24 protein-coding genes are annotated in these 26,346 nt (G+C 48.5%); 2 read left to right on the top strand and 22 right to left on the bottom strand.

The features are described 5' to 3' along the window. Nucleotide 1 precedes the first annotated feature (1 nt). Nucleotides 2–3,139 (top strand): efflux RND transporter permease subunit, encoded by a 3,138-nt coding sequence (locus tag L1D21_RS12975; protein ID WP_239845693.1) that lies wholly within the window; start codon nucleotides 2–4, stop codon nucleotides 3,137–3,139. A gap of 316 nt (nucleotides 3,140–3,455) precedes the next feature. Here the strand turns inward: L1D21_RS12975 and L1D21_RS12970 are convergent, their stop codons facing one another. The 3 genes from L1D21_RS12970 to plsB form a co-directional block, all read right to left on the bottom strand. After that, on the bottom strand, nucleotides 3,456–4,235 hold the full coding sequence (locus tag L1D21_RS12970; RefSeq protein WP_239845692.1) for a VOC family protein: 780 nt from the start codon (nucleotides 4,233–4,235) through the stop codon (nucleotides 3,456–3,458). A gap of 105 nt (nucleotides 4,236–4,340) precedes the next feature. Then, complete coding sequence (mtr, locus tag L1D21_RS12965; RefSeq protein ID WP_239845691.1) at nucleotides 4,341–5,600, bottom strand: tryptophan permease; 1,260 nt, start codon at nucleotides 5,598–5,600, stop codon at nucleotides 4,341–4,343. Then, nucleotides 5,600–8,023, bottom strand: a complete 2,424-nt coding sequence (gene plsB, locus L1D21_RS12960) for a glycerol-3-phosphate 1-O-acyltransferase PlsB (RefSeq protein WP_239845690.1) — start codon at nucleotides 8,021–8,023, stop codon at nucleotides 5,600–5,602. Before plsB ends, mtr begins: the two co-directional genes overlap by 1 nt. A 245-nt stretch (nucleotides 8,024–8,268) precedes the next feature. Between plsB and L1D21_RS12955 the strand changes: the two genes are divergently transcribed. Beyond that, complete coding sequence (locus L1D21_RS12955) at nucleotides 8,269–8,862, top strand: FMN-dependent NADH-azoreductase (RefSeq protein ID WP_239845689.1); 594 nt, start codon at nucleotides 8,269–8,271, stop codon at nucleotides 8,860–8,862. Nucleotides 8,863–8,978: 116 nt separating this feature from the next. Here L1D21_RS12955 and L1D21_RS12950 read toward each other — a convergent pair whose 3' ends face one another. From L1D21_RS12950 to L1D21_RS12860, 19 genes are all read right to left on the bottom strand, one after another. Further along, nucleotides 8,979–9,434, bottom strand: coding sequence for a GNAT family N-acetyltransferase (locus tag L1D21_RS12950; RefSeq protein ID WP_239845688.1), 456 nt, complete (start codon nucleotides 9,432–9,434; stop codon nucleotides 8,979–8,981). A gap of 155 nt (nucleotides 9,435–9,589) precedes the next feature. Continuing rightward, nucleotides 9,590–10,831: a beta-ketoacyl-ACP synthase gene (locus L1D21_RS12945; protein WP_239845687.1), complete on the bottom strand. Its 1,242-nt coding sequence runs from the start codon at nucleotides 10,829–10,831 to the stop codon at nucleotides 9,590–9,592. After that, on the bottom strand, nucleotides 10,831–11,559 hold the full coding sequence (locus L1D21_RS12940; protein ID WP_239845686.1) for a 3-ketoacyl-ACP reductase FabG2: 729 nt from the start codon (nucleotides 11,557–11,559) through the stop codon (nucleotides 10,831–10,833). Before L1D21_RS12940 ends, L1D21_RS12945 begins: the two co-directional genes overlap by 1 nt. Continuing rightward, a complete protein-coding gene (locus tag L1D21_RS12935; protein WP_239845685.1) occupies nucleotides 11,556–12,092 on the bottom strand; it encodes a hotdog family protein in 537 nt (178 codons plus the stop codon). Before L1D21_RS12935 ends, L1D21_RS12940 begins: the two co-directional genes overlap by 4 nt. A gap of 4 nt (nucleotides 12,093–12,096) precedes the next feature. Beyond that, entirely contained in the window at nucleotides 12,097–13,284 is a 1,188-nt protein-coding gene (locus tag L1D21_RS12930; protein ID WP_239845684.1) for a beta-ketoacyl-[acyl-carrier-protein] synthase family protein, read from the bottom strand. 25 nt (nucleotides 13,285–13,309) lie between these two features. After that, nucleotides 13,310–13,891, bottom strand: a complete 582-nt coding sequence (locus L1D21_RS12925; RefSeq protein ID WP_345773520.1) for a DUF3261 domain-containing protein — start codon at nucleotides 13,889–13,891, stop codon at nucleotides 13,310–13,312. Beyond that, a complete protein-coding gene (locus tag L1D21_RS12920; protein WP_239845682.1) occupies nucleotides 13,888–15,141 on the bottom strand; it encodes an NAD(P)/FAD-dependent oxidoreductase in 1,254 nt (417 codons plus the stop codon). Before L1D21_RS12920 ends, L1D21_RS12925 begins: the two co-directional genes overlap by 4 nt. Continuing rightward, a complete protein-coding gene (locus tag L1D21_RS12915; RefSeq protein WP_239845681.1) occupies nucleotides 15,138–17,537 on the bottom strand; it encodes a transporter permease in 2,400 nt (799 codons plus the stop codon). Before L1D21_RS12915 ends, L1D21_RS12920 begins: the two co-directional genes overlap by 4 nt. Further along, nucleotides 17,534–18,247, bottom strand: coding sequence for an outer membrane lipoprotein carrier protein LolA (locus L1D21_RS12910; protein ID WP_239845680.1), 714 nt, complete (start codon nucleotides 18,245–18,247; stop codon nucleotides 17,534–17,536). Before L1D21_RS12910 ends, L1D21_RS12915 begins: the two co-directional genes overlap by 4 nt. 3 nt (nucleotides 18,248–18,250) lie before the next feature. Then, the gene (locus L1D21_RS12905; protein ID WP_239845679.1) at nucleotides 18,251–18,682 is read right to left on the bottom strand and encodes an acyl-CoA thioesterase; all 432 of its coding nucleotides are present in this window, start codon (nucleotides 18,680–18,682) and stop codon (nucleotides 18,251–18,253) included. Between the two features lie 10 nt (nucleotides 18,683–18,692). After that, nucleotides 18,693–20,255, bottom strand: a complete 1,563-nt coding sequence (locus L1D21_RS12900) for an aromatic amino acid ammonia-lyase (RefSeq protein ID WP_239845678.1) — start codon at nucleotides 20,253–20,255, stop codon at nucleotides 18,693–18,695. After that, on the bottom strand, nucleotides 20,256–21,977 hold the full coding sequence (locus tag L1D21_RS12895) for a glycosyltransferase family 2 protein (RefSeq protein WP_239845677.1): 1,722 nt from the start codon (nucleotides 21,975–21,977) through the stop codon (nucleotides 20,256–20,258). Continuing rightward, nucleotides 21,977–22,348, bottom strand: coding sequence for a thioester dehydrase (locus L1D21_RS12890; RefSeq protein ID WP_239845676.1), 372 nt, complete (start codon nucleotides 22,346–22,348; stop codon nucleotides 21,977–21,979). The genes L1D21_RS12895 and L1D21_RS12890 overlap by 1 nt, the downstream gene beginning before the upstream one ends. Continuing rightward, entirely contained in the window at nucleotides 22,341–23,705 is a 1,365-nt protein-coding gene (locus tag L1D21_RS12885; RefSeq protein ID WP_239845675.1) for an AMP-binding protein, read from the bottom strand. The genes L1D21_RS12890 and L1D21_RS12885 overlap by 8 nt, the downstream gene beginning before the upstream one ends. Next, a complete protein-coding gene (locus L1D21_RS12880) occupies nucleotides 23,702–24,250 on the bottom strand; it encodes a hypothetical protein (protein WP_239845674.1) in 549 nt (182 codons plus the stop codon). The genes L1D21_RS12885 and L1D21_RS12880 overlap by 4 nt, the downstream gene beginning before the upstream one ends. Next, a complete protein-coding gene (locus L1D21_RS12875) occupies nucleotides 24,250–24,498 on the bottom strand; it encodes an acyl carrier protein (protein WP_239845673.1) in 249 nt (82 codons plus the stop codon). Before L1D21_RS12875 ends, L1D21_RS12880 begins: the two co-directional genes overlap by 1 nt. An 8-nt stretch (nucleotides 24,499–24,506) precedes the next feature. Continuing rightward, nucleotides 24,507–24,761 carry a phosphopantetheine-binding protein gene (locus L1D21_RS12870; protein WP_239845672.1) on the bottom strand — a complete coding sequence of 85 codons (255 nt, stop codon included), beginning with the start codon at nucleotides 24,759–24,761 and terminating at the stop codon, nucleotides 24,507–24,509. Further along, nucleotides 24,745–25,560 (bottom strand): lysophospholipid acyltransferase family protein, encoded by an 816-nt coding sequence (locus L1D21_RS12865; protein WP_239845671.1) that lies wholly within the window; start codon nucleotides 25,558–25,560, stop codon nucleotides 24,745–24,747. The genes L1D21_RS12870 and L1D21_RS12865 overlap by 17 nt, the downstream gene beginning before the upstream one ends. Beyond that, on the bottom strand, nucleotides 25,553–26,287 hold the full coding sequence (locus tag L1D21_RS12860) for a beta-ketoacyl synthase chain length factor (protein ID WP_239845670.1): 735 nt from the start codon (nucleotides 26,285–26,287) through the stop codon (nucleotides 25,553–25,555). The genes L1D21_RS12865 and L1D21_RS12860 overlap by 8 nt, the downstream gene beginning before the upstream one ends. Nucleotides 26,288–26,346: the final 59 nt, after the last annotated feature.

Here is a 26,346-nt window from a genome sequence, read left to right as displayed (position 1 = left end):
CATGTTAAAACATATTATTCAAGCCTCCATTCGTCAGCGATTCATGGTGTTGATTGTCACCCTGATGATCACCCTTTGGGGAGTACAGGAGCTAAGAAACACCCCGCTAGACGCCTTACCTGATTTATCCGATGTTCAGGTGATCATTAAGACGCCTTATCCGGGGCAGGCACCTAAGCTGGTGGAAGAGCAGGTCACTTATCCTTTATCGACCGCTATGTTAGCGGTTCCCGGAGCAAAAACGGTTCGAGGTTACTCCTTCTTCGGCGACTCTTATGTGTATGTCATCTTCGAAGATGGCACCGACATCTATTGGGCGCGATCTCGGGTACTGGAGTATTTAAGCCAGGTGAGCAGTCGTTTACCTCAAGGATTGCAACCTTCATTAGGCCCAGATGCATCTGGTGTGGGCTGGATTTTCGAGTACGCCTTGGTGGATCGCTCTGGCAGCTTAGATTTGTCTCAACTCAAGAGCCTGCAAGATTGGTATTTAAAGCTTGAATTGCAGAGCGTTGCCGGTGTGTCTGAAGTGGCAACCGTGGGCGGTATGGAGCAAACCTATCAGGTGGTGGTCGAGCCGGATAAGCTAGCTCTGTATCAGCTTGATCTTGCTTCGATAAAAAATGCCATAACTAAGTCGAACACCGAAGCCGGTGGCTCGGTGATTGAGATGGCCGAAGCCGAATATATGGTGCGCGCCAAGGGGTATCGCCAAACGTTGGACGATTTTCGTGAGATCCCATTAGGGATCACCAGTCCATCGGGTACGCCGTTACTGCTAAAAGATGTGGCCACCATACGTAAAGGTCCGGCTTCTCGCCGTGGTATTGCTGAACTCGATGGAGAAGGTGAAGTAGTCGGCGGCATTATCGTCATGCGTTATGGTGAAAATGCATTGGCCACCATTGAGGCGGTTAAGGCCAAACTAGAGCAGTTAAAAGCGGGTTTACCACAAGGGGTCGAAATTGTTCCGACCTACGATAGATCGCACCTCATAGAAAACTCGGTGGATAATCTATTTCACAAGGTGATCGAAGAGATGGTGGTGGTCACTATCGTGTGCCTATTGTTCCTACTGCATGCTCGCTCGACGCTGGTGGCGGTCATCACCTTGCCATTGTCTATCTTGATGGCCTTTATTGTGATGAACAAAATGGGAGTGAATGCCAACATCATGAGCCTAGGCGGCATCGCTATTGCGATTGGTGCCGTGGTGGATGGTGCCATCGTGATGATCGAAAATATGCACAAGCACTTGGAGCATTTCAGGGAGGAGCAACAGCGCGCGCCAGACAATAAGGAGCATTGGCAGATTGTGGCTAAGGCTTCGGTTGAAGTGGGGCCAGCGCTGTTTTTCTCGCTATTGATCATCACCCTTAGTTTTGTGCCTGTGTTCTCATTAGAAGCGCAAGAAGGACGATTGTTTAGCCCCTTGGCTTACACTAAAACTTTCGCGATGGCGGCGGCAGCGATATTGTCGATCACCATTGTGCCGATTCTGATGGGTTTCTTTATTCGCGGTAAGATCCCCAAAGAAACCAGCAATCCGATTAGTCGAGTGTTAATCGCACTATATAAACCGGCGTTAAATGCGGTGTTGCGTTTCCCTAAATTCACCATAGTGTTAGCGTTGGTGGCATTAGCTAGTGCCTGGTATCCGGTGTCGCACATGGGCAGCGAGTTTATGCCAGACCTGGAAGAGGGTGACTTGTTGTATATGCCAACCGCTTTGCCGGGGATCAGCGCGAGTAAAGCCGCTGAGGTATTACAGCAGACGGATCGATTGATCAAAACCGTGCCAGAGGTGAAGCGGGTCTTTGGTAAGGTGGGCCGCGCTGAAACCGCAACCGATCCTGCACCCTTAACCATGCTGGAAACCACCATCATGCTTAAACCTCGCGAGGAATGGCGTGATGGCGTTGAGCTGAAGGACATTATCGAACAGTTACAACAAACGGTAAAAGTGCCGGGATTAACCAATGCTTGGGTACAACCTATCAAGACGCGTATCGATATGTTGTCTACCGGAATCAAGACGCCTGTGGGCATTAAGATCACCGGCGCCGATGTCAACGAGCTACAAACTGTTGGTGCGGATATCGAGGCGATTCTCAGCCAGCTGCCTAATACCAAATCGGCTTATGCCGAGCGTGTGGGCGGTGGTCGCTATATCGATATTACGCCGAAGTTGGATGTGGCTTCGCGCTACGGCATGACCTTGACTGATATTCAAGATGTGGTGCGTTATGCCATTGGGGGGATGGAAATTGGTGAGTCGGTGCAAGGTGCCGAGCGTTATCCGATCAACCTGCGTTATCCTCGTGCTCTGCGTGACAACATAGAGAAACTGCGAGAACTACCGGTGATCACTAAATCGGGACATTATCTGCCCTTGCGTAATTTAGCGGATATCGAGATCACCGATGGTGCGCCTATGCTTAAGAGCGAAAATGGCCGTCTGATCTCTTGGGTGTTTGTCGATATCGATAATATCTCTATCGGTGAATATATAGAGCAAGCCAAGGCTGCCTTGGATGAACAATTAACCGTGCCGCCGCGTTATAGCTACAACTTTGCGGGTCAGTATGAATATATGCAGCGTGTAGATGCCAAGCTGCAAAAGGTGATCCCTATGGCACTTGGGGTGATCTTTATTCTGCTGATGATGACTTTTGGCTCAACCATGCAGGCCTCGATCATCATGTTGAGTCTGCCGTTTGCCTTAGTCGGAAGCACTTGGTTGCTGTTCCTGCTCGACTTTAATATGTCGGTTGCTGTGGCAGTGGGTATGATTGCCTTGGCTGGGGTTGCCGCCGAGTTTGGGGTGGTGATGTTGGTGTATCTCAATAACGCCATTAAACACCGTAGCGAACAGGGTCAATACCATGGTGAGAGCGATCTCAAAGATGCCTTGATCGAAGGTGCTGTGATGCGTATTCGTCCTAAGGCGATGACAGTTGCCACCATCTTCTTTGGCCTGTTACCTATCATGTGGGGCGCCGGTTCGGGTAACGATGTGATGCAGAAGATTGCAGCGCCTATGGTGGGTGGCATGATAACGGCTCCCTTGTTGTCGTTATTCGTGTTACCAGCGCTTTATTTGTTGATTTATCGTCGAGGTCTAAAAGCATCTAAATAACCTGAGCTCTGGATAAGCAGAGCCGCTGAATAGGCATCTTTGTGTGCCTCTCTGCGTTGCTCTGCCTAACCATAGTTCGCTATGGTGTACGACAGAGCGCCCTTGATATGCTCAAAAATCTGCGCATTCAGTTAGAAAATAGACTTTCCTTTTCGAATTAATCCTTTATAGCATTGAATTAGCTTGTTAAATTTAGATTTTCCGATACTCGTTATCCCGAGTTCAGGTTAAATAAACTGTGCTTAATGAAAGCGCGCCGGAGGAGTCCTCTTGGCGCGCTTTTTTATTATAAGATAAAAGGTTATACCGATTGGTATTACTCATCCAGTAGCGTGATCACGGAGAAAAACCCTTCTTGGGGATCATTTAAAACGGCGAAGCGTCCGACCTTAGGAATATCTGTGGGTGGAACACAGACCTTGCCACCAATCTCTGCCGCTTTTGCTGCAATGGCATCGCAATGACTGACCATGACATACGGCATCCAGTGCGAGGGCATGTCGCCCCACTCCTCTGTCATCTCCATCATGCCGCCAATGGCAGTATCGCCGACCAGCCACTCACAATAATCAAAATCTTCCATTAAGGAGATACGCGGTACCCAGCCCAATACTTTTGAATAGAAAGCCTTGGCTTCATCGGGTTTACGACAGGCGAGTTCTGCCCAGCAAAAAGTATTGGGTTCATCTTTACGCATCGCGCCTATGTGTTGCCCTGCCTGCCACAAGGAAAAGCTGCTGCCTTCGGGATCTTGGCATTGGGCCATGCGTCCAGCTTCTCCAACGTTATGAGGACCCACGACCACTTTGCCGCCATGTTTTTTGACCAATTCTAAAGTGGTATCAAGGTCATTAACGGCAAAATAGATGCCCCAGTGGCTGGGGACGTGTGCGTCTATCATGGTTTGCGGGAGTTGATAGGCAGCGGCGATATCATCATCTTCAATGGCAAACATGATATAGCTGCCGTCGGGCGTAGGCATCTCTTTTAGTTGCCAATCAAACAGGGCGCTGTAGAAATGTTTGCCTGAAGTGACATCTTTACTGGCAAGTTCAACCCAACAGGGCATACCTTGCTGATAATGTGCGATTTTCATTTGGACATCCTGTACAGGTAAAAGTCTAAGTTTAGTAAAGCTGGTTTTTGCTTTGCTGTACAGATAATAAAAAAGGTGCCGTACTGGCACCTTTCATATCGATTTTTATTTACCGTAAACTGGCAGGAGCTCGGCCATCATTAACAAGTGGCAGGTTGCGGTAAGCAGTCCGTAAGCGATAACGATACCAATAACCAGTGTGCCACCGGGCACCTTAAAGCCTTGGCTATTTGGGTATAATTGTCGTGCCTTATGGGCCATTAATGCAGGCACTATCGCGGCCCAAATGGTGGCTGCCAGAGCAGCAAATCCAATGGCGATCAGGAAGCCATTGGGAAACAGTAACCCCAATAAGGTGGGGGGCAAGAAGGTGACTGCTGCGGTTTTAAGACGACCTGTGCGAGTCTCATCGAAACCGAACAGATCCGCCAGATAATCAAATAAGCCTAAGGTGACCCCCAGAAACGAGGACGCGACGGCTAGATTAGCAAACAGAGTGAGCATAGTGGTGAGCCAATCACTGGCCATCACATCCGACAATGCCGCTACCAATATGCCCATATTACCGCCTTTTGCGACAATATCGACGAACTCGCTACGAGCAATATTGCCCATGGTGGCCATTAACCAACACAGGTAGATCACAAAGGCGATTAGCGTGCCTAAGGTGATTGCTTTGACGATGGTTTTCGGATCTTTGCCATAGTATTTGACTAGGCTGGGGACGTTACCATGGTAGCCGAAGCTCACTAAACCAAATGGAATTGCCGCCAAAAGATAAGGCAAGTAACTGGCTTCGCCATTGGGAGCAAAGAGCTTAACCGGCTCAATCTCAATCAGTAGATTACCAATCGCGAGGAAGAAGGTAATAATCATCCCGCCGAGCATTATGGTAGTAATGCGATCGACTGCCTTGGTACTGATAAAGACGATTATGGCTAAGCCGATGGCAAAGATTAATCCGGCAAGGCTCTGAGGCAGTGCGATACCTAGACCTTGCAAGCTGTGATTGACGATGGAACCGCCGCCACTGATATAGGCATAAGCTAGAATATACAGCACAAAAGCGATAGATAAGCCATTGACGATACGCCAAAAGTTACCCAGAGTATCGCGGGTTAGGGTATCGAAACTGGCTCCGGGTTCAAAGTGTAAATTCGTCTCTAGCAAGAGTAGGCCTGAAACCAACATGCAAAACCACACGCCCAGCATCATCACAACCGAATAGCTGAACCACATCCCTGCGCCAACGACTGGCAGAGAAAACATGCCCGCTCCGACCGCAGTTCCCGCGATAATCATCGCACCGCCCAACACAGATTTGCCAGAAGCTTTATGCTTGGCAGCATTCATATGGTTGGCCATTAAGCGTGATGCTCCGCGTGCACACTATCGACTATGGTTTGTTTTACCGATGAGCGTAGTAACTGGTTCGCGCGGTTACGAATGCGCTCAATCTGTTGCAGATTGGCGTTATCAGACAGATAACCAAGCTCTTTTAGTTTAACGCTAAGAGTGCCGTACAGTTTTTTGTCGTAGAACTCTGGCGCAGTAATGCCATGTAGGGCGCCAAGACGCTGAGCTAACTGATGGCTGTCACTTTCGAGACTTGAGCGTTCGATATCAGGGGTGGTGGCCAAAATATTGAAAATAATGGCATAGCGCTGCATGGTTTCACTAACAGTGCCTGCCAGTAACAGCAGTTGGTTTTCCTTCTCAGGATTAACCTTAAAGCCGTTAGATTCGACCACAAGTTGCTGCTCAATAAACAGGTCTAGCATCTGTGATACATAACCCGGAATATCTTCGACTCCCATAAACAGTTCGGCCTGCAACAGAGGATAGAAATCTTCCACTGTGCTGATAATCGTTTCGCGGCTGCAGTTGTCTTGCTGAGTCAGGCAGTTAGCGATAAGCGATGGCAGTACCATTAAGTGAATGATGTTATTGCGATAATAGGTCATGGCAACCGCAATGCTGTCATCGATAGAGATAATATCACCAAGAGGATCGCTATCGAGCTGCAGTTTTTTCAGCTCTAAACCTTGGGCGATAAGGGTTGCGCCATCATCTTCGACGACTGAGGCAAACTCGGTGTAAGGCAACTGCTTTAACAAGGTGAGGTACAGGTTCAGTTGCTTTTCAAGCAGCGAACGTTCAAGCGCGTTTTGCTCAGATGCCAATAACACTAAGCTGGTTAGCGTGACCGAGCTGACCGCTGCGGCATCATTGATGCGAGTCATCACGCGATTGGCCAAGGTGTTAACCACAGGCGTTAACCAAGTAGGTTTCTGTTCGGGATCTTTAGCCAGTTCTTCGCGCCAAGTAGGCACTTGCTCGGTTAGGTAATTGTGTAGTGTGATGGGCTCACCAAAGTTCACATAACCTTGACCGAAATTTCCGAGTTTACGAATAGCACCGAAGACCTGCCATACTGATTCTTTCTTCTTTTTCTTACCGCTCAATTCTTTATGATAAGTGGCCACTTCCATCACATGGTCGTAGCCCAGATACACTGGCACTAATGTCACAGGTCGCTCAACGCCGCGAAGTACACTGTTGAGTGTCATGGCGATCATGCCTGTCTTAGGCGCTAATAAACGGCCTGTACGCGAGCGCCCCCCTTCGGTGAAATACTCGACCGAATAGCCTTTGGTAAACAGTTGATCTAAATATTCACGGAATACCGCGGTATAGAGTTTATTGCCACGGAAGCTACGACGAATAAAGAAGGCGCCACCACGACGGAACATTGGTCCTGCTGGCCAGAAGTTCAGGTTGATACCGGCAGCAATATGCGGGGGTACCATGCCTTGATAGTAGAGAATATAAGACAGTAACAGGTAGTCCATGTGGCTACGATGACAAGGCACATAGACAATTTCATGGCCGTCATGATGTAGCTTACGGATCTGTTCAGCGCCCTTGATATTGATGCCTTTATAGAGCTTGTTCCAAAGCCAGGTAAGGAAACGCTCAGCGATGCGCACTAGGCTATCTGAGTAGTCGGCTGCAATTTCATCTAAGTATTGCATCGCGGTTTCGCGGGCTTTTTCTTCAGAAACTTTCTTGCTTTGGGCTTCTTCCTGAATCGCCTTTTGCATCGATTCAGACTTAAGCAATGCATGGAATAAGTTTTGTCGGTTCGGCAATACCGGACCAGTCATCACCTTGCGTTGACGACGGAAATGCACTCGGGCAACTCGAGCCAACTTTTGCGCGATACGCTTATCGGTGCCATGTTCGTCGGCCATGTATCGCACTGACATCGCATTAGAGAACTGTACGAAATTATGACGACCGAGGAATAAAATCATCAAACACTTACGCAGCCAAGTTGGGCTTTCACGCTCCAACACTGCCGCTTTCATTGTGTCGTCTTCTTTACCTGGAGTGCGTCCCCAATAGAGGCTAACGGGCACCAGTTGCACATCCAGCTCAGGGTTTTGCTTATGGCTAGTGAGCAGTTGGGTAAAGGTATCGAGGTAATATTCATTATCTTCGCGTTGACCGAACAATGGCTTAGCGCCACCGAGACACACGACTCTTGGGGTGCGTCTGCCATTAACCTCAAGTGAGGCATAAGGGCTAGGTAAGCCAAGTTTGTCAGTGATTTCGCTGAGAGCTGCAATATCGCTGACGGATTCTGTTTTCATCACGTAGACCAAGGGTCTACTGGAGTCTAAATTGAGATCGTCAAAGGGATCCTGAGGTACCACAATAGTGTGCACCAATTTTTTTTGGATCCAACGTAATGATTTAAACCAAAAAGAGTCTTGTTTTGACATTATTCGTTATGTATAGATTCATGGTTAATAGCTGTAAAGAATACCAGAAAACAATCAGTAAACCCTAATTTGACATCACGCTTCAATCAAATATTTACCGACTTTAACTGACGCAATGTCATCCTTATCTGACATGATGTTTCTATTTCTTGCATCTATTTGTCGCATTTTATGCGCTTTAAATTCATTAAATCGATATATAAAATGACTTCATTGTTTATTAATTATCTCGTTTGGAGCAGTTTATGTCGAAGGTATTGGTTTTAAAATCGAGCATTTTGGGTGATTACTCTCAGTCGGCCAAGTTAATTGACCATCTACAGCAGCAGCTGCAAACTCGCGGCGCAGAAATCACAATACGTGATTTAGTGGAACAACCACTGCCTATGTTAGATGGTGAAATTGCAACCGCACTTCGCGGTGCTGATGAGTTATCAGACAAGCAACAGCAAGCGCTAGCACTTTCTAATGAGCTAGTTGCCGAGCTTAAGGCTCACGATACGATTGTTATCGCTGCGCCTATGTATAACTTTAGTATTCCAACTCAGTTGAAAAACTGGATTGACCTTATTGCACGAGCTGGTGTGACCTTTAACTATACCGAAACTGGCCCAGTGGGCTTAGTAACAGGCAAAAAAGCCATGTTAGTGACCACTCGTGGTGGCGTACATAAGGATTCGGTAACCGACCACGTTGTGCCTTACTTGAAAACGGTACTTGGTTTTGTCGGTATCGATAACGTTGAAGTCGTATACGGTGAAGCGTTAAATATGGGGCCTGAAGCCAATGAGCAAGGTATCCATACTGCTAAGGAAAGCATAGATCAGCTAGTCGCATAATGATCTAACTGTCTTGATGTCGGCGCTTTTATTTACGCTTTGATAAAAAGACCCATGATGCTGTCATGGGTCTTTTTTTATATTTTTTCTTGGCCTTATATTTATACTGATTGGTTTTATAGGGTACGTGTCATAAAGATACTGTTGGGATCGGGCCGATATTGAGCAAAAGGCTGGCAGTGATGGAAACCAAATTTTTGATACAAACTTCTCGCTGGAGTGAAGAAGTTCATCGAACCAGTTTCCAAGCTAAGTCGAGTGATCCCAAGTTGTGCGGCATCTGCAATCAAATGGTGCAGCATCAAGCTACCTAAGCCCCGCTGGCGGTACGCATGAGTGGTACGCATCGACTTGATTTCAGCGTGATATTTATCCAGGCGTTTAATCGCCCCACAGCCGGCGAGATGATCCCCGTCCCAGAGAGTCCAAAAGCGAATATCAGGCTGTGAAAGTGATTGTAAATCAAGAGTATGAACACTTTCTGCTGGAGAGATAGCGTACATTTCTTCGCTGTGCTGTTTTAACAGCCATACTACGTTGGCTTGAGTAACTAAACCTAGAACAAACTGCATAGATAGCTCCATTACTTCGCAGGGGACCTAATGGAGAAATAGCAAAGCTTATGCCAAAAAAAGAGAAAGCCATATTATTCAACACCCCTAAAAATATGGCTTTATATTAATGCTTGTTGCGGTTTCAGTTTGAATCAGCGTGATAACGATAGAGCCTAGTCACGCCACCTTTTAAAGATCAGTGAGGTATTGATACCGCCGAAGGCGAAGTTATTACTCATCACGTAATCGGTTTCCAGTTGACGCACTTCATCTTTGATGTAATCGAGCTTGCCACAGGCAGGATCAATATTGTTGAGGTTAAGAGTCGGCGCAAACCAGCCCTCATTCATCATCTCAATAGTGACCCAAGCTTCCAAGGCGCCACAGGCACCTAAGGTGTGGCCAGTATAGCTTTTCAGTGAAGAGATAGGCATCTGCTGACCAAATACGGCTTCGGTGGCCTGAGTTTCGGCGATATCGCCTCTGTCGGTCGCCGTACCGTGAGCATTCACATAGCCGATAGCATCGGGACTGAGTTTGGCGTCTTTAAGTGCTAAACGGATCGCCTTTTCCATGGTCTCTGCATTAGGTTGCGTCACATGCAGACCATCAGAGTTGGTGCCAAAACCGATCAGCTCGGCATAGATTTTAGCCCCGCGAGCCTTAGCATGTTCTAGCTCTTCAAGTACCAAGGTACAAGCCCCCTCACCAATGACTAAACCATCGCGGTCACGATCGAATGGACTCGGAGTCTGACTTGGATTGCTGTTCTTAGTACTGGTCGCGAACAGGGTGTCAAATACGACGGCTTCGGTCGGACAAAGTTCTTCGCCGCCACCGGCTAACATCAGATCTTGCTGACCATATTTAATGGCTTCGTAGGCGTAGCCAATACCTTGGCTACCGGAAGTACAGGCGCTGCTGGTGGTATGAATACGTCCCTTAAGGCCAAAAAAGACTCCGACGTTAACGGCGGTGGTATGGGCCATCATGCGGATATAGCTGGTGGCGGTAACACCTGACATATCGCCATTTTTCAGCATATCACCGAAGGCGATGATGGGATCGGTACTGCCGGTGGAAGAGCCATAGGCAATGCCCATCGCGCCGGAGGTGACAACTTCAGAACCCAGTAGGTCGGCGTCCATTAACGCTTTCTCGCTGGCCCAAGCGGCCATAATAGAAACTGGCCCCATGGAACGAATCTTCTTGCGCGAATAATGGGCCGGTTTCTCAAAGTCGGTAATGGGCGCCGCGAGGCGAGTATTAAGCCCCTCGAACTTGTCCCATTCTGGCATAGTCGTGACACAGTTTTTCTGTGCTTTTAAGCTGCTGGCAATGGCTGGCCAATCGTGACCTAGGGCGGTAACACCACCGACGCCGGTAACCACAACGCGTCTGATTGTGTCTGACATTAGATCATTCCCCCATTCACTGAGATCACCTGACGAGTAATGTAAGCGGCATCGTCTGACATTAAGAAGTTGGCTAGTCCGGCGATCTCTTCAGGTTTACCCATGCGGCGCATTGGCACGAGTTCATTGACCATATCTTTAGGAATATCCGCAACCATATCGGTTTCGATTAATCCCGGTGCGATACAGTTAACGGTAATTTTGCGTTTAGCCAGCTCTAAGCTCAGGGCTTTAGTTGCACCAATAATGCCCGCTTTAGAGGCGCTATAGTTAACTTGGCCGCGATTACCCGCGATACCTGATACCGAGGCCATGGTGATAATGCGGCCGCCTTGGCGACCCTGAATCATCGGCATGGTACAGGGTTGGATGACGTTATAAAAACCATCCAAATTGGTGTGTACGACGCTGTCCCACTCATCATCTGTCATGGCGGGGAAGGCAGTGTCACGGTTGATGCCCGCATTCAGAATAACGCCGTAATAGGCACCGTGTTGCTCAATATCGGCTTCGATAGCGGCTCTAACGCCGACGCGATCGGCAACATCAAATTGCAGGCAACTGACATTAATGTCAAAGGATTGCAGTTCGGCTTGGGTGTTTGCCGCTGCGGTGGCATTACTGTGAAAATGCAGCGCGATATCATAGCCACTTTGGGCAAGCTTGAGTGCGATGGCCTTGCCGATACCTCGGCTGGAACCTGTGACGAGTATACGTTTGTTGCTCATGAAGGAATGTCCTCGCTTCCTTGGATACTTTCTGAGATATAGGCATCGGTATCTTGTGGCTGAAACACATTGATATTGGCTTCAGCCACTATTTGATCATGATGTAATATTTGGCAGTCAAAAACCGCTAAGCCGCTTTCTTCCTGATACAAACGGCTCACGCGGGTCTGATAACTTTCTCCCAGCGCAAAAGCCGGGATATGCAGCTTAAGTTTACGGCTACCCAGCAGGAAACCAATTTTAATCGCTTGTTGTTTGGCAATGGCTTCGACGCCGGCTAAGGCGGCGATGCTCTGGGCCATATATTCGATACCCACATAGTTAGGTACCGACTGAGACTGAGCGTCGAAATAGGCGCTGCTGGTCGAAATGTGGGTTTCGGTCAGCAAGGTATCGGTTTGATGTGCTAGCAGTCTGTCGATCAGTATCATCGGCGCTCGATGTGGGATCACCTCAGCGACGTCAAGTGCCGTGACATTCAGCGCAGCATTATCGCAATTGGCTTGGGTTGAGTCTGTTATACATTGATTCATAGATTTAGCTCTCGCCTCGGCAAAAAATCACGCTGGCATTACTGCCGCCGAAGGCAAAGGAATTGCTCATGACATAATTTAATTGAGTTTGCATATTGTTATCGGCAAAGGGGAGTGATGGGTTGGTTTCATCCCATTGCCGATCGCCCATCTGTGGCGGAATACCATGATTTGTATTGTCCTTAGACAATAACAGGAAACAGAATGCGGCTTCGATGGCGCCTGCTGCGCCAAGAGCGTGGCCGGTCATCGGCTTAGTCGAACTGACGGCAGGCAACTGCTCGCCAAACACTTCAACTAATGCGCGGCTTTCCATGGCATCATTTTTCACCGTCGCTGTGCCATGCAGATTGATGTAATCGATCTGCTCTGGAGCAATATTAGCATTAGCTAGCGCCATATTGATGGCAGCGATAGCCCCTTTACCTTCAGGATGCGGCGCCGAAATATGATGGGAATCGCTGGACTCACCTACGCCCGCTAACATGACTTCGCCTTGTCCACGAGTAAGAGTAAATAACGCTGCCCCTTCACCGATATTGATCCCATCACGGTTACGACTGAAGGGTTGGCAATGGCCTTTAGATACCGACTCGAGAGAGTGAAACCCATTAAGGGTCAACTTACACAGACTATCTGAACCACCGACAATCACCATGTCGCATAATCCCGCGTTGAGTAATCGTCTCGCGCTGGCAAACACCTTGGCACTAGATGAACAGGCGGTGGAGACGGTATAACAAGGACCGCGGAGTTCAAAATAGTGCTGCAAGAATTCACTGCTATTACCGAGCTCTTGTTTTGAGTACAGGTAATCTTCAGGCAGGTGGCCGTGTTCGGCGCGATAGGCGAGGGCTTGTTCACCTTTGGCGATTCCCGATGTGCTAGTGCCAAGAATAATGCCGACACGTTGACTACCAAATTCCGCTTTTGCCTCCATGACTGCTTGCTCGATCTGCTGTGCAGCGACCAATAGCAGTTGATTGTTGCGGCAGCGAAAGCGTTGTAAATGACTTGGGATTGCAGGCAGATCACACTGTACTTGACCGACTACTACAGCGGTTTCGGGGATAAGATCATCGCGCCACAGCATCCCTTGGGTATTGCCCTCAAGCAGATGTTGCAATACCTGCTCATGGGTCTGACCCAACGGTGTACATAATCCTAAATGGCTGATTGCTATTTGTGTCATAGATCCATTCTTTTTTACAGACGAGTTAGCCAATAGGCGTTATTTTTAGGGTTAATTTAGCCTGAGCTATTGTGAGTATAATCTGTGCCTGCCACTTCGATGATTGACTGTAACGGATCTCAATGATCGCTGTGGTGTTATCGCTAGCATATAATGTTCGACACAAAGCTGCATCACAAGTCTGGCGAGTGAGTTGTCCACCCTGTAAATTGCGATTTACGTCCTCTATCGGCCAGTAGATCAGCTGCAATAAGCCCAATAAATACTCGCCTCTAAACTCATCACCGAGCAAGATACTTTGCTGACTATCGAGGTGCTCGCCATCATAGGTTAAGGTAAATAGGGCTTGTCCCAAAGGCGCTAAGCCCACTAAGGTCAATTGCTCTGGGGTCAACTCAAGCTGGCTCATCAATTGGTGGCGCTTATCGTCGACCTCAAGGTTCACTTGTTGGGTTTGGCTCAAATGATTCTTGAGTAACGGCGCCAAACAGTAGTCGACCTCACTAGCTAGGCTCATACAAGTTTGCCGGGTTAACTGTTGAGCACAGCCACTCAGGGCGACTATGCTCAGGATTAACAGGGCTTTTAGCAGCAGGTTTTTGCTCATCGGCATAACTCGACAATCATATTGAGACGTCGCTCAGCTTCAGAGACAAACGGGTTGCTTTCGTCCCAAGCATAACCCGCTAAAATCGAACAGATCATCTGTTTAATCTTAGGGTTAGGCGTCTCATAAAAAATCACATCCTGGAAGCGACCATCATACCAAGCTTCGACATAGGTTCTAAAGGTATCGACGCCGCGCATTAACGGGGTAGCGTAGTCTTGTTGCCAATCGACCCGTTCTCCATCCAGTTGTTTACCCAAACAGTCGACGGCCATCGAGGCTGATTGCATGGCAATGGTGACACCCGATGAAAATACCGGATCGAGAAACTCACCAGCGTTACCCAGCAGGGCAAATTTGTCCGTCGCTAAGGTGCTGACATTGGCCGAATAGCCTTGCAGCTTAGCGCAGTCGCGCACAATTTTGGATTTAGAAAGCAGCTGTTTCAGTCTGGGCTCTTCGGCTACTAAACGCAGTAAGTTAGCCTCAAGATCCTTATCAACATCGCCTAAAAGATGGGGTTCTGCTACCACACCTAAAGAGCAGCGACCATTACTGAATGGGATCAGCCAATACCAAATATCTTGATTGTCAGGATGGACACTGATCAGGATCTTATTGCGGTCGAACTGATAATTGCCCATATCCACCTGCTCGATATTATCTTCGATATGAGTGAAGATCGCGCTGCGGGTCGGCAAATTCGACGGACGCTCTAAATCGAGTAATCGGGGAAGCACTCGGCCAAAGCCGCTGGCATCTAAAATAAATTTAGCGCTTACTTGGTAGTTTTCACCTTCATCATTGGTAACAGACAATTGTGGCTTATCGTCGAGTTCTACCGCTGTGACCGTCTGCTTGTAGCGTATTTCAACCCCTTGCTGGCTGGCGCTGTCGGCCAGCAGTTTATCAAACTCACCACGCTGAACTTGGAAGGTCGTGCCGGGGCCTGCAGTATATTTATCGGTGAAATCGAACAGGGTGGCACGGCCATTTGCATTAAAAGCCGCGCCATTTTTGAACTGGAAACCCGCTTGATTAACCGCCGTAATCATATTGGCTTGTTCTAAAATCTGCATGCAACAAGGCAGCAGGCTTTCACCAATCGAGAAGCGCGGGAACTGCTGTTTTTCCAGCACTAACACTCGTCTACCTTGTTGCTGTAACAAGCTAGCGGCAACACTGCCTGATGGGCCTGCGCCGATAATTACCACATCATAATCTTGCTCAGCATGGGAAGAGGCGGTCACTTGTCATTCCTTGTATAAGTGTAAATCAGTGGCGATAGCAAAAAGGTTAATGCGATGCCAAGTAATAGGGTTAAACCGAAATAGTGGATAGCTGGGGTGTGACTGAAGGCCAGTAAACCAAAGGCCATTAGTGTCGAGCAGGCAGACATAAATACCGCCATCATCACACCGCGTCCTTGCTGGCTCTCGGCGAAAAACAGACTGTAATCTACGCCAATGCCAAAGACTAAGATCAAGGCTAAGGCGTGAAACAATGTCAGTGGTGAGCCAAACCATCCGAGCAAGGCTAAGGTCAGCACGGCGGCGATGGCAGGTACGGCAGTAACCAATGCTGCGAGCTTGATACCAAAACGAACGGAGAAAATTGCCGCCGCAATGGCTAAGGCTAGGGCCAGTAATGTGAGCGTCAGTTGCCGATATTGCGCCATGACACTGGAGATGTCGGCGACCTTATCGACCAATTGGATATTCGTTAGCGGGTCTAGCTCGGCTTGTAGCTGCGGCAAATCCTTGATACCGCCTAATAGCACGATAGCACCATATTGCTGCTGGTTGGCTGAGCTATCAGGGGTAAGCCAGAGAGGCGCAAACATTTGACCCGCTGGTGAGGCGAAAAAGTCGCTCGCTTCGATGAACTGCGATTGCGCCTGCTGATATTGCCGCTGCAGTGCTGGCGCCAAAGTCGAGTCTAACCCCAGTTGTTGAAGTTGCTCGGTCATATTTTGATAGATTTTGCCTTGCAATTGATAGGCACGCTGCTGTGTTTCATGGCTAGGAATATAACTGGCAAGGTTTACCGCATTACCTATCACGCCAGCCTGTTGCAGTTTGGTGAGCGGCGCCTTTAAAGATTCGAGGCGTTGCAATAACTGTTGCGGGTTATCGCCTTGCACCAAGATAAATTGGTTATCGGTGCCGCCGCTCAGAAGTTGTCGCAACTGCTGTTCCTGCTTGACTATCTCTGCGGGGCTTTTTTGCAGAATACGAATATCATCGTTGGCCGTGAGTTTGAACAATCCCATGCTGCCCACAAGTAATAACAGGATGGCCAGCGCTAATAACACGCTGGGTTTGACTGATTTGAGTTTGGCCAGTTGATTCAGATAATGGCTGGCTAGGCTCAGTGGTTGTGGCCTTGGGCGGAGCGAGCTGTTGGCCAGTTTGGGATAGGCCAAGATTAAAGTTAAATAGGCACCGATTAATCCAGACCCGCAGAAAATCGCAACTTGTTGCATGCCGGGAAAAGGCGTGAGCCCAATAGCAAAATAGGCTAAAACCGTCGTTAGCAGTGCCAGCGAGGCGGCAGCAAAGATACGCGTTACGGTTTCGTTGGCATCGGCCTTTGGATGGTTAAGGCGCTCACAATAAAAGTGAAAGCTGTAATCAATGGCGATGCCAATCAAGCTGGTACCAAAGACCAGAGTTAACAAATGCAGCTCACCACAGATAAGTAGGGTACTGACCACGGCGAATAATAAGCTGGTGGCTATGGTGAGTCCGGCGATAAATAGCGGCAAGATGGAGCGAAAGGCCAACCATACCAGCAGCACCACACCGATAAACGAGGCTAAACCGAGACGTGAGACTTCCTGTTTTGCCTGATTTGTGGCGGCGCTGGCATGAAATAGGGCGCCAGCTTTTAAGATCTCAAGTTGTGCCTGTTCGCCTAAATCTTGTTTAATTTGCTTTAAGGCGCTGTCGATAATTTGATTTTGCTGAGTTTGTTCCTTGGGACTGAAGGCGCTGCCGATGCCTTTCGCCATCACAATCGCGACGGTTTTACTCTGTCCTTGGTTGTTATCAATTGTAGTGAGCAGGACTCCTTGTTCACTATGCAGCTTTTGGTTCGGCGCTAAGGCTTTGAGATTGTCGGGGTAAAGCAGTAGTGGATCTTGACTCAGCAGGTCACTGCTGGCGTAACCAAAGGCGTTGTAGAGCTGGTTTAAGGCATTGGCTTGTAACGCCGCGATATTATCATTTTCAAGCCGACTCGCTTGCTCTTGGGTCAGTAATTTAAATCTATGTGGAAAATAGAAGCGATTAAACTGTGCGGCGCTGTCGCTATTGGCGCTAGTCACCTGGGTAAAGGTATTGGGATGAGCCTGTAGTTGCTCCATAAGCTGTTGTGCAGCCTTAATCGCCTGCGCCTTAGTTTGAGTTTCAAGGGCAAAATAGAGGCGATCGGCCAGTTGCTGCTCGACGCGGTCGATGGCCTGTTGTGTCAGCGGTGCCTCGCTGATCTTAGGCAGCATGGCCAAGATATTACTCTGGATTTTTGCGCCTTGTTGTAACTGTAAGGTGCCAAGCGTGATAACGGTGAGCAGTAGTAACAACCACAGGTACAGCTTGCCCTGACTAGGAAGGCGGTCGAGATATTGTCTCAGTAGGGCGATCATGGTGCCCTTGCCGGTTCGGCTGATGTGGCAAAGTAATCTAGCTGGGTTTGAGTCAAAGGTGCGCTGCTGATCTGCTCAAAGGTGATCAGGCTGCGATCACCGTTGTGATTCAGCAAGGTTAACGAGTTAAGTTGTTGTTCGCCTTCAAGCACTATGGCTTGCATCGCCTTAGCCAGTAGGGGATCTAATGGGACTAGCCCTAGCTGCCAAGTCTGCTGTTGTTTAATCAGATGCAGACTAAATTGTTCCGCCAAGGGTGCGAGCTGTCCTTGAAGCAGTGCGCTCATCAGCCCTGGCATCATCTGCGCGACTCCGCTTGCTTGTTGGTTATCGCTGGCGTGGCTGATCTGTCGTTGGCCTTCGCTATCAATTTGAACCAGAGTACCTTGTGTTAATACTAGGCCACTTTCGAATGGTGTCTGCTGTAACCAAGCTAATCCGACTTCAGCCTTGAAGAAAAATGTCCCTTGGCTGACCAGCGGCTTCTGCAACACCTTCAGGTAGCGCGCCTGGGTAAATTGGCCTTGAGCGTTAGTGCCCATATCCAGCTGCTCGGCTAACTGTTGCAGTTGTGCCGTGTCAGCCGGTGCGGCAAGTAGGGCATCAAAATTTGCTGGCGTCTGGCTATGGCTAATTGGGCTGAATAAGCATAAACAGCAAAATAGCCAAGTGTTAAAACTTATAGTGTTGAACAAGCCAGCCAGTTTCATCGATTACGCCTCTTGCTCTGGAATAAGATGCGCGATTTTTTGTCTAAAACAATCGGGCGTTATGAAACAAAGTTCTTGATTGTCCATCTTAACCGCAGCCTGAATAGAGTAGCCTTTGGTGAGGCGCTTATTGGTTGCCACATCACGAACTTCATAATTAATACGGATGCGGTTTTCCCATTCGACTAAGGAGGCTTTGACCTTGATTTTCTGCTCAAAGGTACTCGATTGCACATATTTTATCTGCACATCGACGATAGGCCAGGCATAGCCCGACGCTTCCATCTGCCGATAGCCATAGTTGATTTCATCCAGCAGTTGGCAGCGTGCCACTTCGAAGTAGCGCAGGTAGTTACCATGCCAAGTTATCCCCATCATATCGGCATCGAAGAAGGGAATGGTCATTTCTATTTCGGTGGTGAGTATTGACTTCATAGCCCCTCCGTTAGTGGCACACTTCCCAGAGGCCTTGCTGTATCTTGTCTACAGTCTGGCGCAACACGCTTTCCAGTGGGCGGTCTTCGATTAGTAATTCAAAGTCTTCGCTGACCTGCTGTAACGTTTTAGCGACCGATGGTGTGAGTGATGCCAGACATAATTCCTCTTGGCTAATGCGTAAGTGAATCCCCTGGGTCATGGCGAGTAAAGCGGCAGCGGCTACCTGTTCGGTGAGCTGCAAGACACGCATACAGTCACGGGCGGCAATGGTGCCCATGCTGACCTTATCTTGGTTATGGCACTCAGTTGAGCGTGAGAATACGCTGGCTGGCATAGTATTTTTTAGTGCTTCGGCTGTCCACGCCGACACGCCAATTTGCACCGCTTTAAAGCCGTGGTTGATGGCGCGGCGATTACCCGTTGCCGCCGATAAGTTAGCCGGCAGGCCATTATTAAATTTAGGATCCATCACTAATGCCATTTGACGATCGATAAGATCGGCAATGTTGGCTACGGCATTTTTGAGCGAATCCATGACGAAGGCGATATGGCCGCCATAGAAGTGGCCGCCATGCAGAATATGCTCGCCTTCACCATCGACGATAGGGTTATCGTTCGCGCTATTAAGCTCAGTCTCGATAAATTGGCGCATAAAGGGCAGTGCATCTTGCAGTACACCTATGATGTGCGGTGCACAGCGGATCGAGTATCTGTCTTGTAAACGATCAGAGTTACGTGGATGTTCGTGGTGATTTAGGTCTTCACGGATCCATGCGGCAATCTGGTTTTGTCCTGGATGCGGCTTAGCGGCAAACAAGATATCGTCAAAATGGTTTGAGTTGCCCTTAAGGGTCAATGACGCCATCGCGGTAATACGACTCGATAATCTGGCTAAATAGCTGGCTCTATCATAAGCAAGGCAGGCCAGTGCGGTCATTACCGCGGTGCCGTTCATCAAGGCTAAGCCTTCTTTGGGACGTAATTTTAGCGGGGTGATATTCAGTTTGGCGTACACATCTGCAGTGTTTTGACGCTCACCTTGATAGATCACCTCGCGCTCGCCAATTAAGACAGCGGCTAGGTACGACAGTGGGGTTAAATCGCCACTGGCACCCACAGAACCCTCTTCAGGAATAACCGGCACTATGTTGAGATTTAGCAAGGTTTCGATACGCTGTAGCAGTTCATAGCTCACGCCAGATTTACCTATGGCCAGTGAGTTGAGGCGACAGGCCATCACGGCACGAGACTGCATTGGCGATAAGATCTCACCTAAACCACAACCGTGAAAACGTGATAAATGCAGTGGTAACTCATGAACAAGATCTAAGCCAACGGTCACCGTGCATGAGTCACCGTAACCTGTGGTTACTCCATAAACGACGCCTTCTTCATCGAGTAAACTGTCGATAAAGCGGGCGCCTTTTTGGATATATTCTTGGTAGTCAGCCTGTTGATTAAGCTGAACCTTGGCGCCTTTGGCAACCGCAACGACCTGTTCGAGCGTCAGCGAACGTTGTCCGAACTCGATTGGGGTTGCAGATGCGGAAGTGTGTGTCGTGGCTGTCATCTATTTATCTGTCCTATCAGAAGTTTGAGGTCGACGGCTTGTGGTCGCCTCGCGCTGGAGTTCTTCATCCTTGCGCCAAAAATCGAAAAAGTTAAACCACTGTAGTGGTTCACGTTTAGCGTAATGTTCTAATCTTTCACTGTAACTGACTATCGCCTGTTGTAAACGCTCGCTGCGACCCGCACGTGGGCCTTTTAAGGTATCGGCAAAATGCTCCAAATGCACTCGATAGCGTCCCTGTTCTCGCAGACAAAACATCAAATACACTGGGCAGTCGAGTAAACCGGCCAAGATAAAAGGACCTTGGGGAAACGGTGCGGGCTTATCCATAAAGGGAGCGTAGACCACGCGGCCTTCACTATTAGATGAAGTACGATCGCCGGCAATCACTACCAACTCACCTTGTTGAATCTTCTCATGCAGTAGCATAGAGGTGCTGGGGCCTAATTCGGTGACCTGAATAAGATTAAGGTCGCTATCTGGGTTGAGCTGCTTAAGCACGCGGTTAAAGTTTTCTGCGTTTTGGGTCAACACCATGACATTGACTTTGACCTTGCGCTGGTGGATTGAAATGGCTCGGCACAGTTCAAGATTACCTAAGTGCGAGACCAGCAGCACGGCGCCATTGCCTTGTTCCAACTGGCTGGCGAGGATCTCTCGGTCGGGAAAGTCCACCTGACTTAATTGAATACGGTCACACCAGGCATCGATACGATCGAGCGCGGCATTACCGAAAGCCAAGAAATGATTAAGGCTGTGGCGCCAGTTAATTTCACCCTGCAGCTGTGGATGATTGGGTTCGACCTTTTGTACTTGGCGAAGGAAGTCTAGCGATGCTGCACGGGCGTTTTTGCCACTTAAAAAGAAGTAACAGATCACCGGGTACATGATGGCGCGACAAAGCCAGTGACCACCAATTTTGTAACTGCTGGCCAGTAGCTTTATGCCCCAGTAACTGCCGCGTTCACCAATACTCGACCAATGTTGTGGCTGATGTGGTCGACGTCCAAGCAGGGTTGGAAGACGCTTTAGCATGCCAAAAAACAACTTAGTGTGCATCATTGAGATGCGCAGATTATCTTTAAAACCTTGGAAATGGCTGCTGCCATCCTCAGGGTAGATCACCCTTGTTGGCAGATGAATAGTCTGTACCCCTTGCCAATAGAGCTTCACTAGAATTTCGATATCGAAATCCATGCGCTCGCCCAAGGTATGCGTCATAAACAGCTTTTCGGTAGCGGCCAAGGGATATACCCTAAAACCACACATAGAGTCTTTTATTTCAAGACTTAAGGTTTCGACCCAAACCCAGAAGTGGGTGATATAGCGGCCATACAAGCGTCCTTTGGGAACCGACTCATCATATTGTGGCAAGCCTGAAATCAAGGCCTGTGGATGCTGAGTCGCTGCGGCAATCATGGCGGGAATATCGTCGAGATCGTGCTGACCATCAGCGTCCACTTGTAATGCGTGGCTATAACCGTCGGCAAAGGCGGCACGCAGTCCCGTGGTTACCGCTGCACCTTTACCACGATTAAAAGGATGATGGATCAAGGTGACCCAATCATATTGCTGCTCAAGTTCAACCAAGAGGTGGCGAGTTTCATCGTCGCTGCCATCATTAATCAAATAGCAGGGCAAATTAAGCTCGGCCAGATTTTCCAGTGTCAGCTTAATTGCCTGGCGATGATTGTAATTGGGGATCACTAACGCCAAACGCATTAGTTGTTTTCCTCAAGCATGCGGCCAGTTAAGACAATGCGGCCTGAACCAAAACGCTTGTCGCCGTCATAATAGGCGAATGTTAGCTTGTGCTTGCTGCGATTAACCGAGACTTTGAGTCTAATTTGACTGCCAGGCAAAATGAGTTGCTGAAACTTGAGCACTTCCAAGGTTTCCACTTGAGCGTGATAGCCAAATTCAGTGGCACCGAGCTGGGTCGCCCAGTCAAGTTGAGTGACACCCGGAAGCACCGCTTGCTCTGGAAAGTGTCCCGAAAAATAGGGTAGGTCGGCTGGAATATCCAATTGCCATTCGACTCCATCATCGAGCAAGGTTTTGCCAAGGATTGGCGGTAAATTCGACTTAATCATGATTAAATAACTCGATTAGCTCTCCGTGTAATCGTTTGCCTTGGCTGTTGAGGCTAAGAGTTGCTGGGTAACGCCAGCGACGGGGTAGTGTCACCCGCTCAAACTGAGTTAACAGGTGACTCTTCAGTAAGTTGTTAACCGCTAATTTGCCTTCGTCTTGTAACAGTTGCAGCCCTTGTTCCGATAGTACAATTGCCGCGCCCAGTTGAACTCTGGGGCTCTCTAGTACTAGCAGTGCCGCCTGTGCGACCAGCGGATGGCTTTCCAGTAGCGTTTCCATCTGTACTAGGCAGATACGTTTTTCTTCAATTTTAACGATGCGATCTAAGCGGCCTAATAATTGGAACTCCCCTTCTTTAATCAGCTTGATTTTATCGTCGCACTTTAACCACTCGTGGCTTTCTAAGTAGGGAGATTTAAGCAACAGGGCGCCGTCTTGTTCATCTTGCTCAATTTGATGGCTGCTAAAGGCGCACCAAGGTTCGTTATCGCTGTATTGGCGTCGGTAGGCAATGCCGCCGGTTTCAGTGCTACCAAACACTTCGATGGGGGGCTTGCCATAACAACGAGCCACATCGGTTGCCGCTTGATGGCTCAATGGACCGCCTGAGCTAAATACTAAACTGGGTGAGCGAAATTGTGGCTCATGATCTAAGGCTTCTGGCAGACGCGACAGCTGTGCCGGACTGCTGATTAAGCATAAATTCGGAAATAGGTTAGTGTAATAGGTCAGGGTTTCTGGGTATTCCACTTGATCGCTTAAAAATGGCCGACTGGCAGCGAGCGGCCACAAAATTTTAAACAGCAGACCGTAGATATGCTGGTGCGATACCGTGGAGATCACACTACATTGTGGTAAATGGGCGGCAAAGGTTTGCTCTAGTACACTGACTTCGGCATCCAGTTGCTCAAGGGTTTTCGTGATCGCCTTAGGTTGGCCACTACTGCCGGAAGTAAATAGGATTAACTCGCCAATAGCCGGACTCTCTGGCCAGCTTACCTCACCAACGGCAACCTCTTTTTTCAACGGCAGGAAGATTTTGCCTTCACATAAGCAGGTGTCAGATAAGATGCCATCAAATTCATGCGTCAGTTCACTGAGGGTACCTGTTTGAGTATTGGCTGGTAATATCAGTTGTTTACCTGCCAGCAGTCCGGCACAAAGGCCAACAGCAAATAGATCGCTATTGTCACAGGCGAGTAACCAGCGTTTGGTCGGCTCGTTTGCTAAGGCTTGGTACAGCGCCGAAACCTGGGCAGTAAAGGCATTACCCGTCACTATGTCATGGTGATTGAAGCTGATAAGTTGTTGGCTCGATGGGCCGCGAGACAACCAGGTTTTAAGTAACTTTGTCATGACTTTTTTAACCACAATGTTCGATATAGCCACTCTCCACCAAGCAAAGATCCGATGAGCAGATATGCGATGAAGCCGTTATAAAGTGTCCAGAACTCAAGGCTAGTAAAACGCGCCGTGTAAAAGGCGACTGTGCCATTCAATACAAACAGGCCGCACCAGAGTAGTGTGACTTTTTTCAAGTAGGGTATTGCTTCGTCAGGCAAGTCAGGCTGTTTTAATCTCGCGAGACGCTCAATCATGCTAGGTCCCTGTTTTAGCGAGTAGGCAAACAGGAATAGCATACTGAGATTGATCACCACAGGGTAATACAGCAGCCAGTCGTTACGTTTGGCAATAAAGCTGCCTGCGGTAAGTCCTATGCCGACCAATACTGGTATCAACATCGCCTTAACTTGCTGTTTGAGTATTGCTAACCTGAGTAGCAATATCAAACACAACACCAGTGCGATGATGCCCGGTGGCAAATAGTTCAGGCCAAAATAAACGGCTACTGGATAGCCGATTAACAGTAAGCCTGTGACCAGTTGCAGCAACAGGCGCATTACTGATTAACGAGTCCTTCGATTGCATCGACAACGTCGTTAACGGTTCTTACCGCTTTGAACTCGTCAGGCTGGATTTTTTTGCCTGTTAGCTGCTGTAGTTTGATGACTAAATCCACCGCATCGATACTGTCCAAGTCGAGCTCTTTGTATAAAGAGGCTTCTGGGGTGATATCGTCAGCGTCGATTTCAAACTCATCCACCAAAATTTTGGTGAGCATAGCTAGGATTTGTTCACGATTTTGCATCTTGCCCCCTAAGCTCGCTGAGATTCGATAAAGCTAGCCAAGCTGGCCACACTGTAAAAATGGGCTTTTGTGGCTTCTGAGTTGGCTTCAATTTTTACATCAAACTGTTTTTTGATGGCCAAACCAAGCTCGAGAGCGTCAATTGAATCTAACCCCAGACCTTCACCAAACAGAGGTGCATCTGTTTCAATATCATCGATGCTGACATCTTCAAGATCTAAGCAATCAATGATTAGTTGTTTAATTTCATTTTGTAAGTTCATAATTAATATCAAGTTGTTGTTTATAGTAATTTTCAAGATCTCGGGTCAGTTGGCGAGCCATTTTGGCATCACCACCTGTTTCAGCATGATAACTGATATGGTTAATAGTTTCGCCTACTTCGACATTCATGCCAATGGTTTGCCGTGGTATCTGATACCAAGGTTCCTGTTTTGTGAGGCCAACGGCATTGGTTCGCAGCACTACAGGTATCAAATCGGTTTTAGTTCGCAGGGCGATATTCGCCGCGCCACGGGCGAAGCTATTAATTATGGCATCAATATGAGTGCGTGTGCCTTCAGGGAAAATGATCATATTGGTGCCTTGGCTTAATACACTGTCGCAATCGCTGAGTAGCAGCTCGGCACCGCGATTAGGAATATAGCCCGCACAGGAAACTACGCCTCGTAAAAATGGGTTACGCCATAAGCCCTGTTTCACAATACAGCCGACATTTGGCATCAAGCTAATTAATACCACCACATCCACCAAGGTTGGGTGATTGGCGATGATAATTTTTCCTTTCGCTTGAGCTAAGCGCTGTAGATCTTGAGTGGTGACCTTAATCACTCCTGCCCAAGTGAGCATGCCAACGAAGCCGCGAAACATAATATGAACGGCTCTTTGTACCCGAGCGATACGCGCCTGTTGGCTCCCAGGCCAAAAACGTAGCAGGGGCAAGATGGTCAACGAGCTAAGCAGTCCACCTAAGCCAAATACGATGTAACAGCTGACTCCGCCGAGCCAGCGGGGGATATAGGCAAGACCAGTCAGGCGTTTGGCGACGACCTGCTTAGGCATAGGTTAACCGCCAAAGACATTGGTTGAGTCGACCATCGAGTGCTTGCTTGTTGGCTAGAGCGTGTAGAACCTCACCATAACTGATATGTGGCGCACAGGCATATTGCTGTTCAGTGGGCTCAGTTTCTAGGGTTAAGGTGATGGCTGCTGGATTATTTTCTGGACGACCGAGCAAAAAAGCCAGTGCCAGAGGCAGCTCAGGTTCGTCAGTAAACTCTTGATAAATATCGGCCACGGGCTCATCGCCATAGACTAATAACAGTTCGCTTTCATCTTCATGTAATTGACCATAGGCCTCGATAAGTGCTTGTTCTAAAGTCTGTTCGGCTGCAGCTATCGAGGTCGATGCCGAGCAGTTGCCGGTTAGAATACTAAAGATGCCGCTGGCGGTGTTATGTACTGATTGGCTAAAACCTATGGGCGAAATAGGCTGTTGCTGCACAATATCTTGCAGTAGTTCGACGGTGCGATTGAGCTCACCATGGCGTGAGGCGAAAATGGTACGGCAATTTGCTGGAGCGTTACATTGAAAGGCCACATCGAGCAGCATTTTAGTTAATTTGCTGTAGCGTCTACGCTGCATCGCGGGGACTTGTGGTAGCTTTGGGGCAGCGGTAGGCAGGCTGTCATCAGACAGCGGCGGTGTTGGCCATTGTTGCCAATCCGTCATCTGTTGAAAATATGGGGACCAAGCACCCGAAGTTCGAATGCCAAAGTTTAACTGCATTACTTTGCCTCTAATTACGGCTGTGTGCCGTGGTTTTCCGTAACGTTAACCCAATACCT

The sequence above is a fragment of the Shewanella sp. Isolate11 genome (assembly GCF_022398315.1).
Taxonomy (GTDB): domain Bacteria; phylum Pseudomonadota; class Gammaproteobacteria; order Enterobacterales; family Shewanellaceae; genus Shewanella.
Note: the sequence above shows the minus strand (reverse complement) of the source record. Positions and strands in the feature narration are given on the sequence as shown.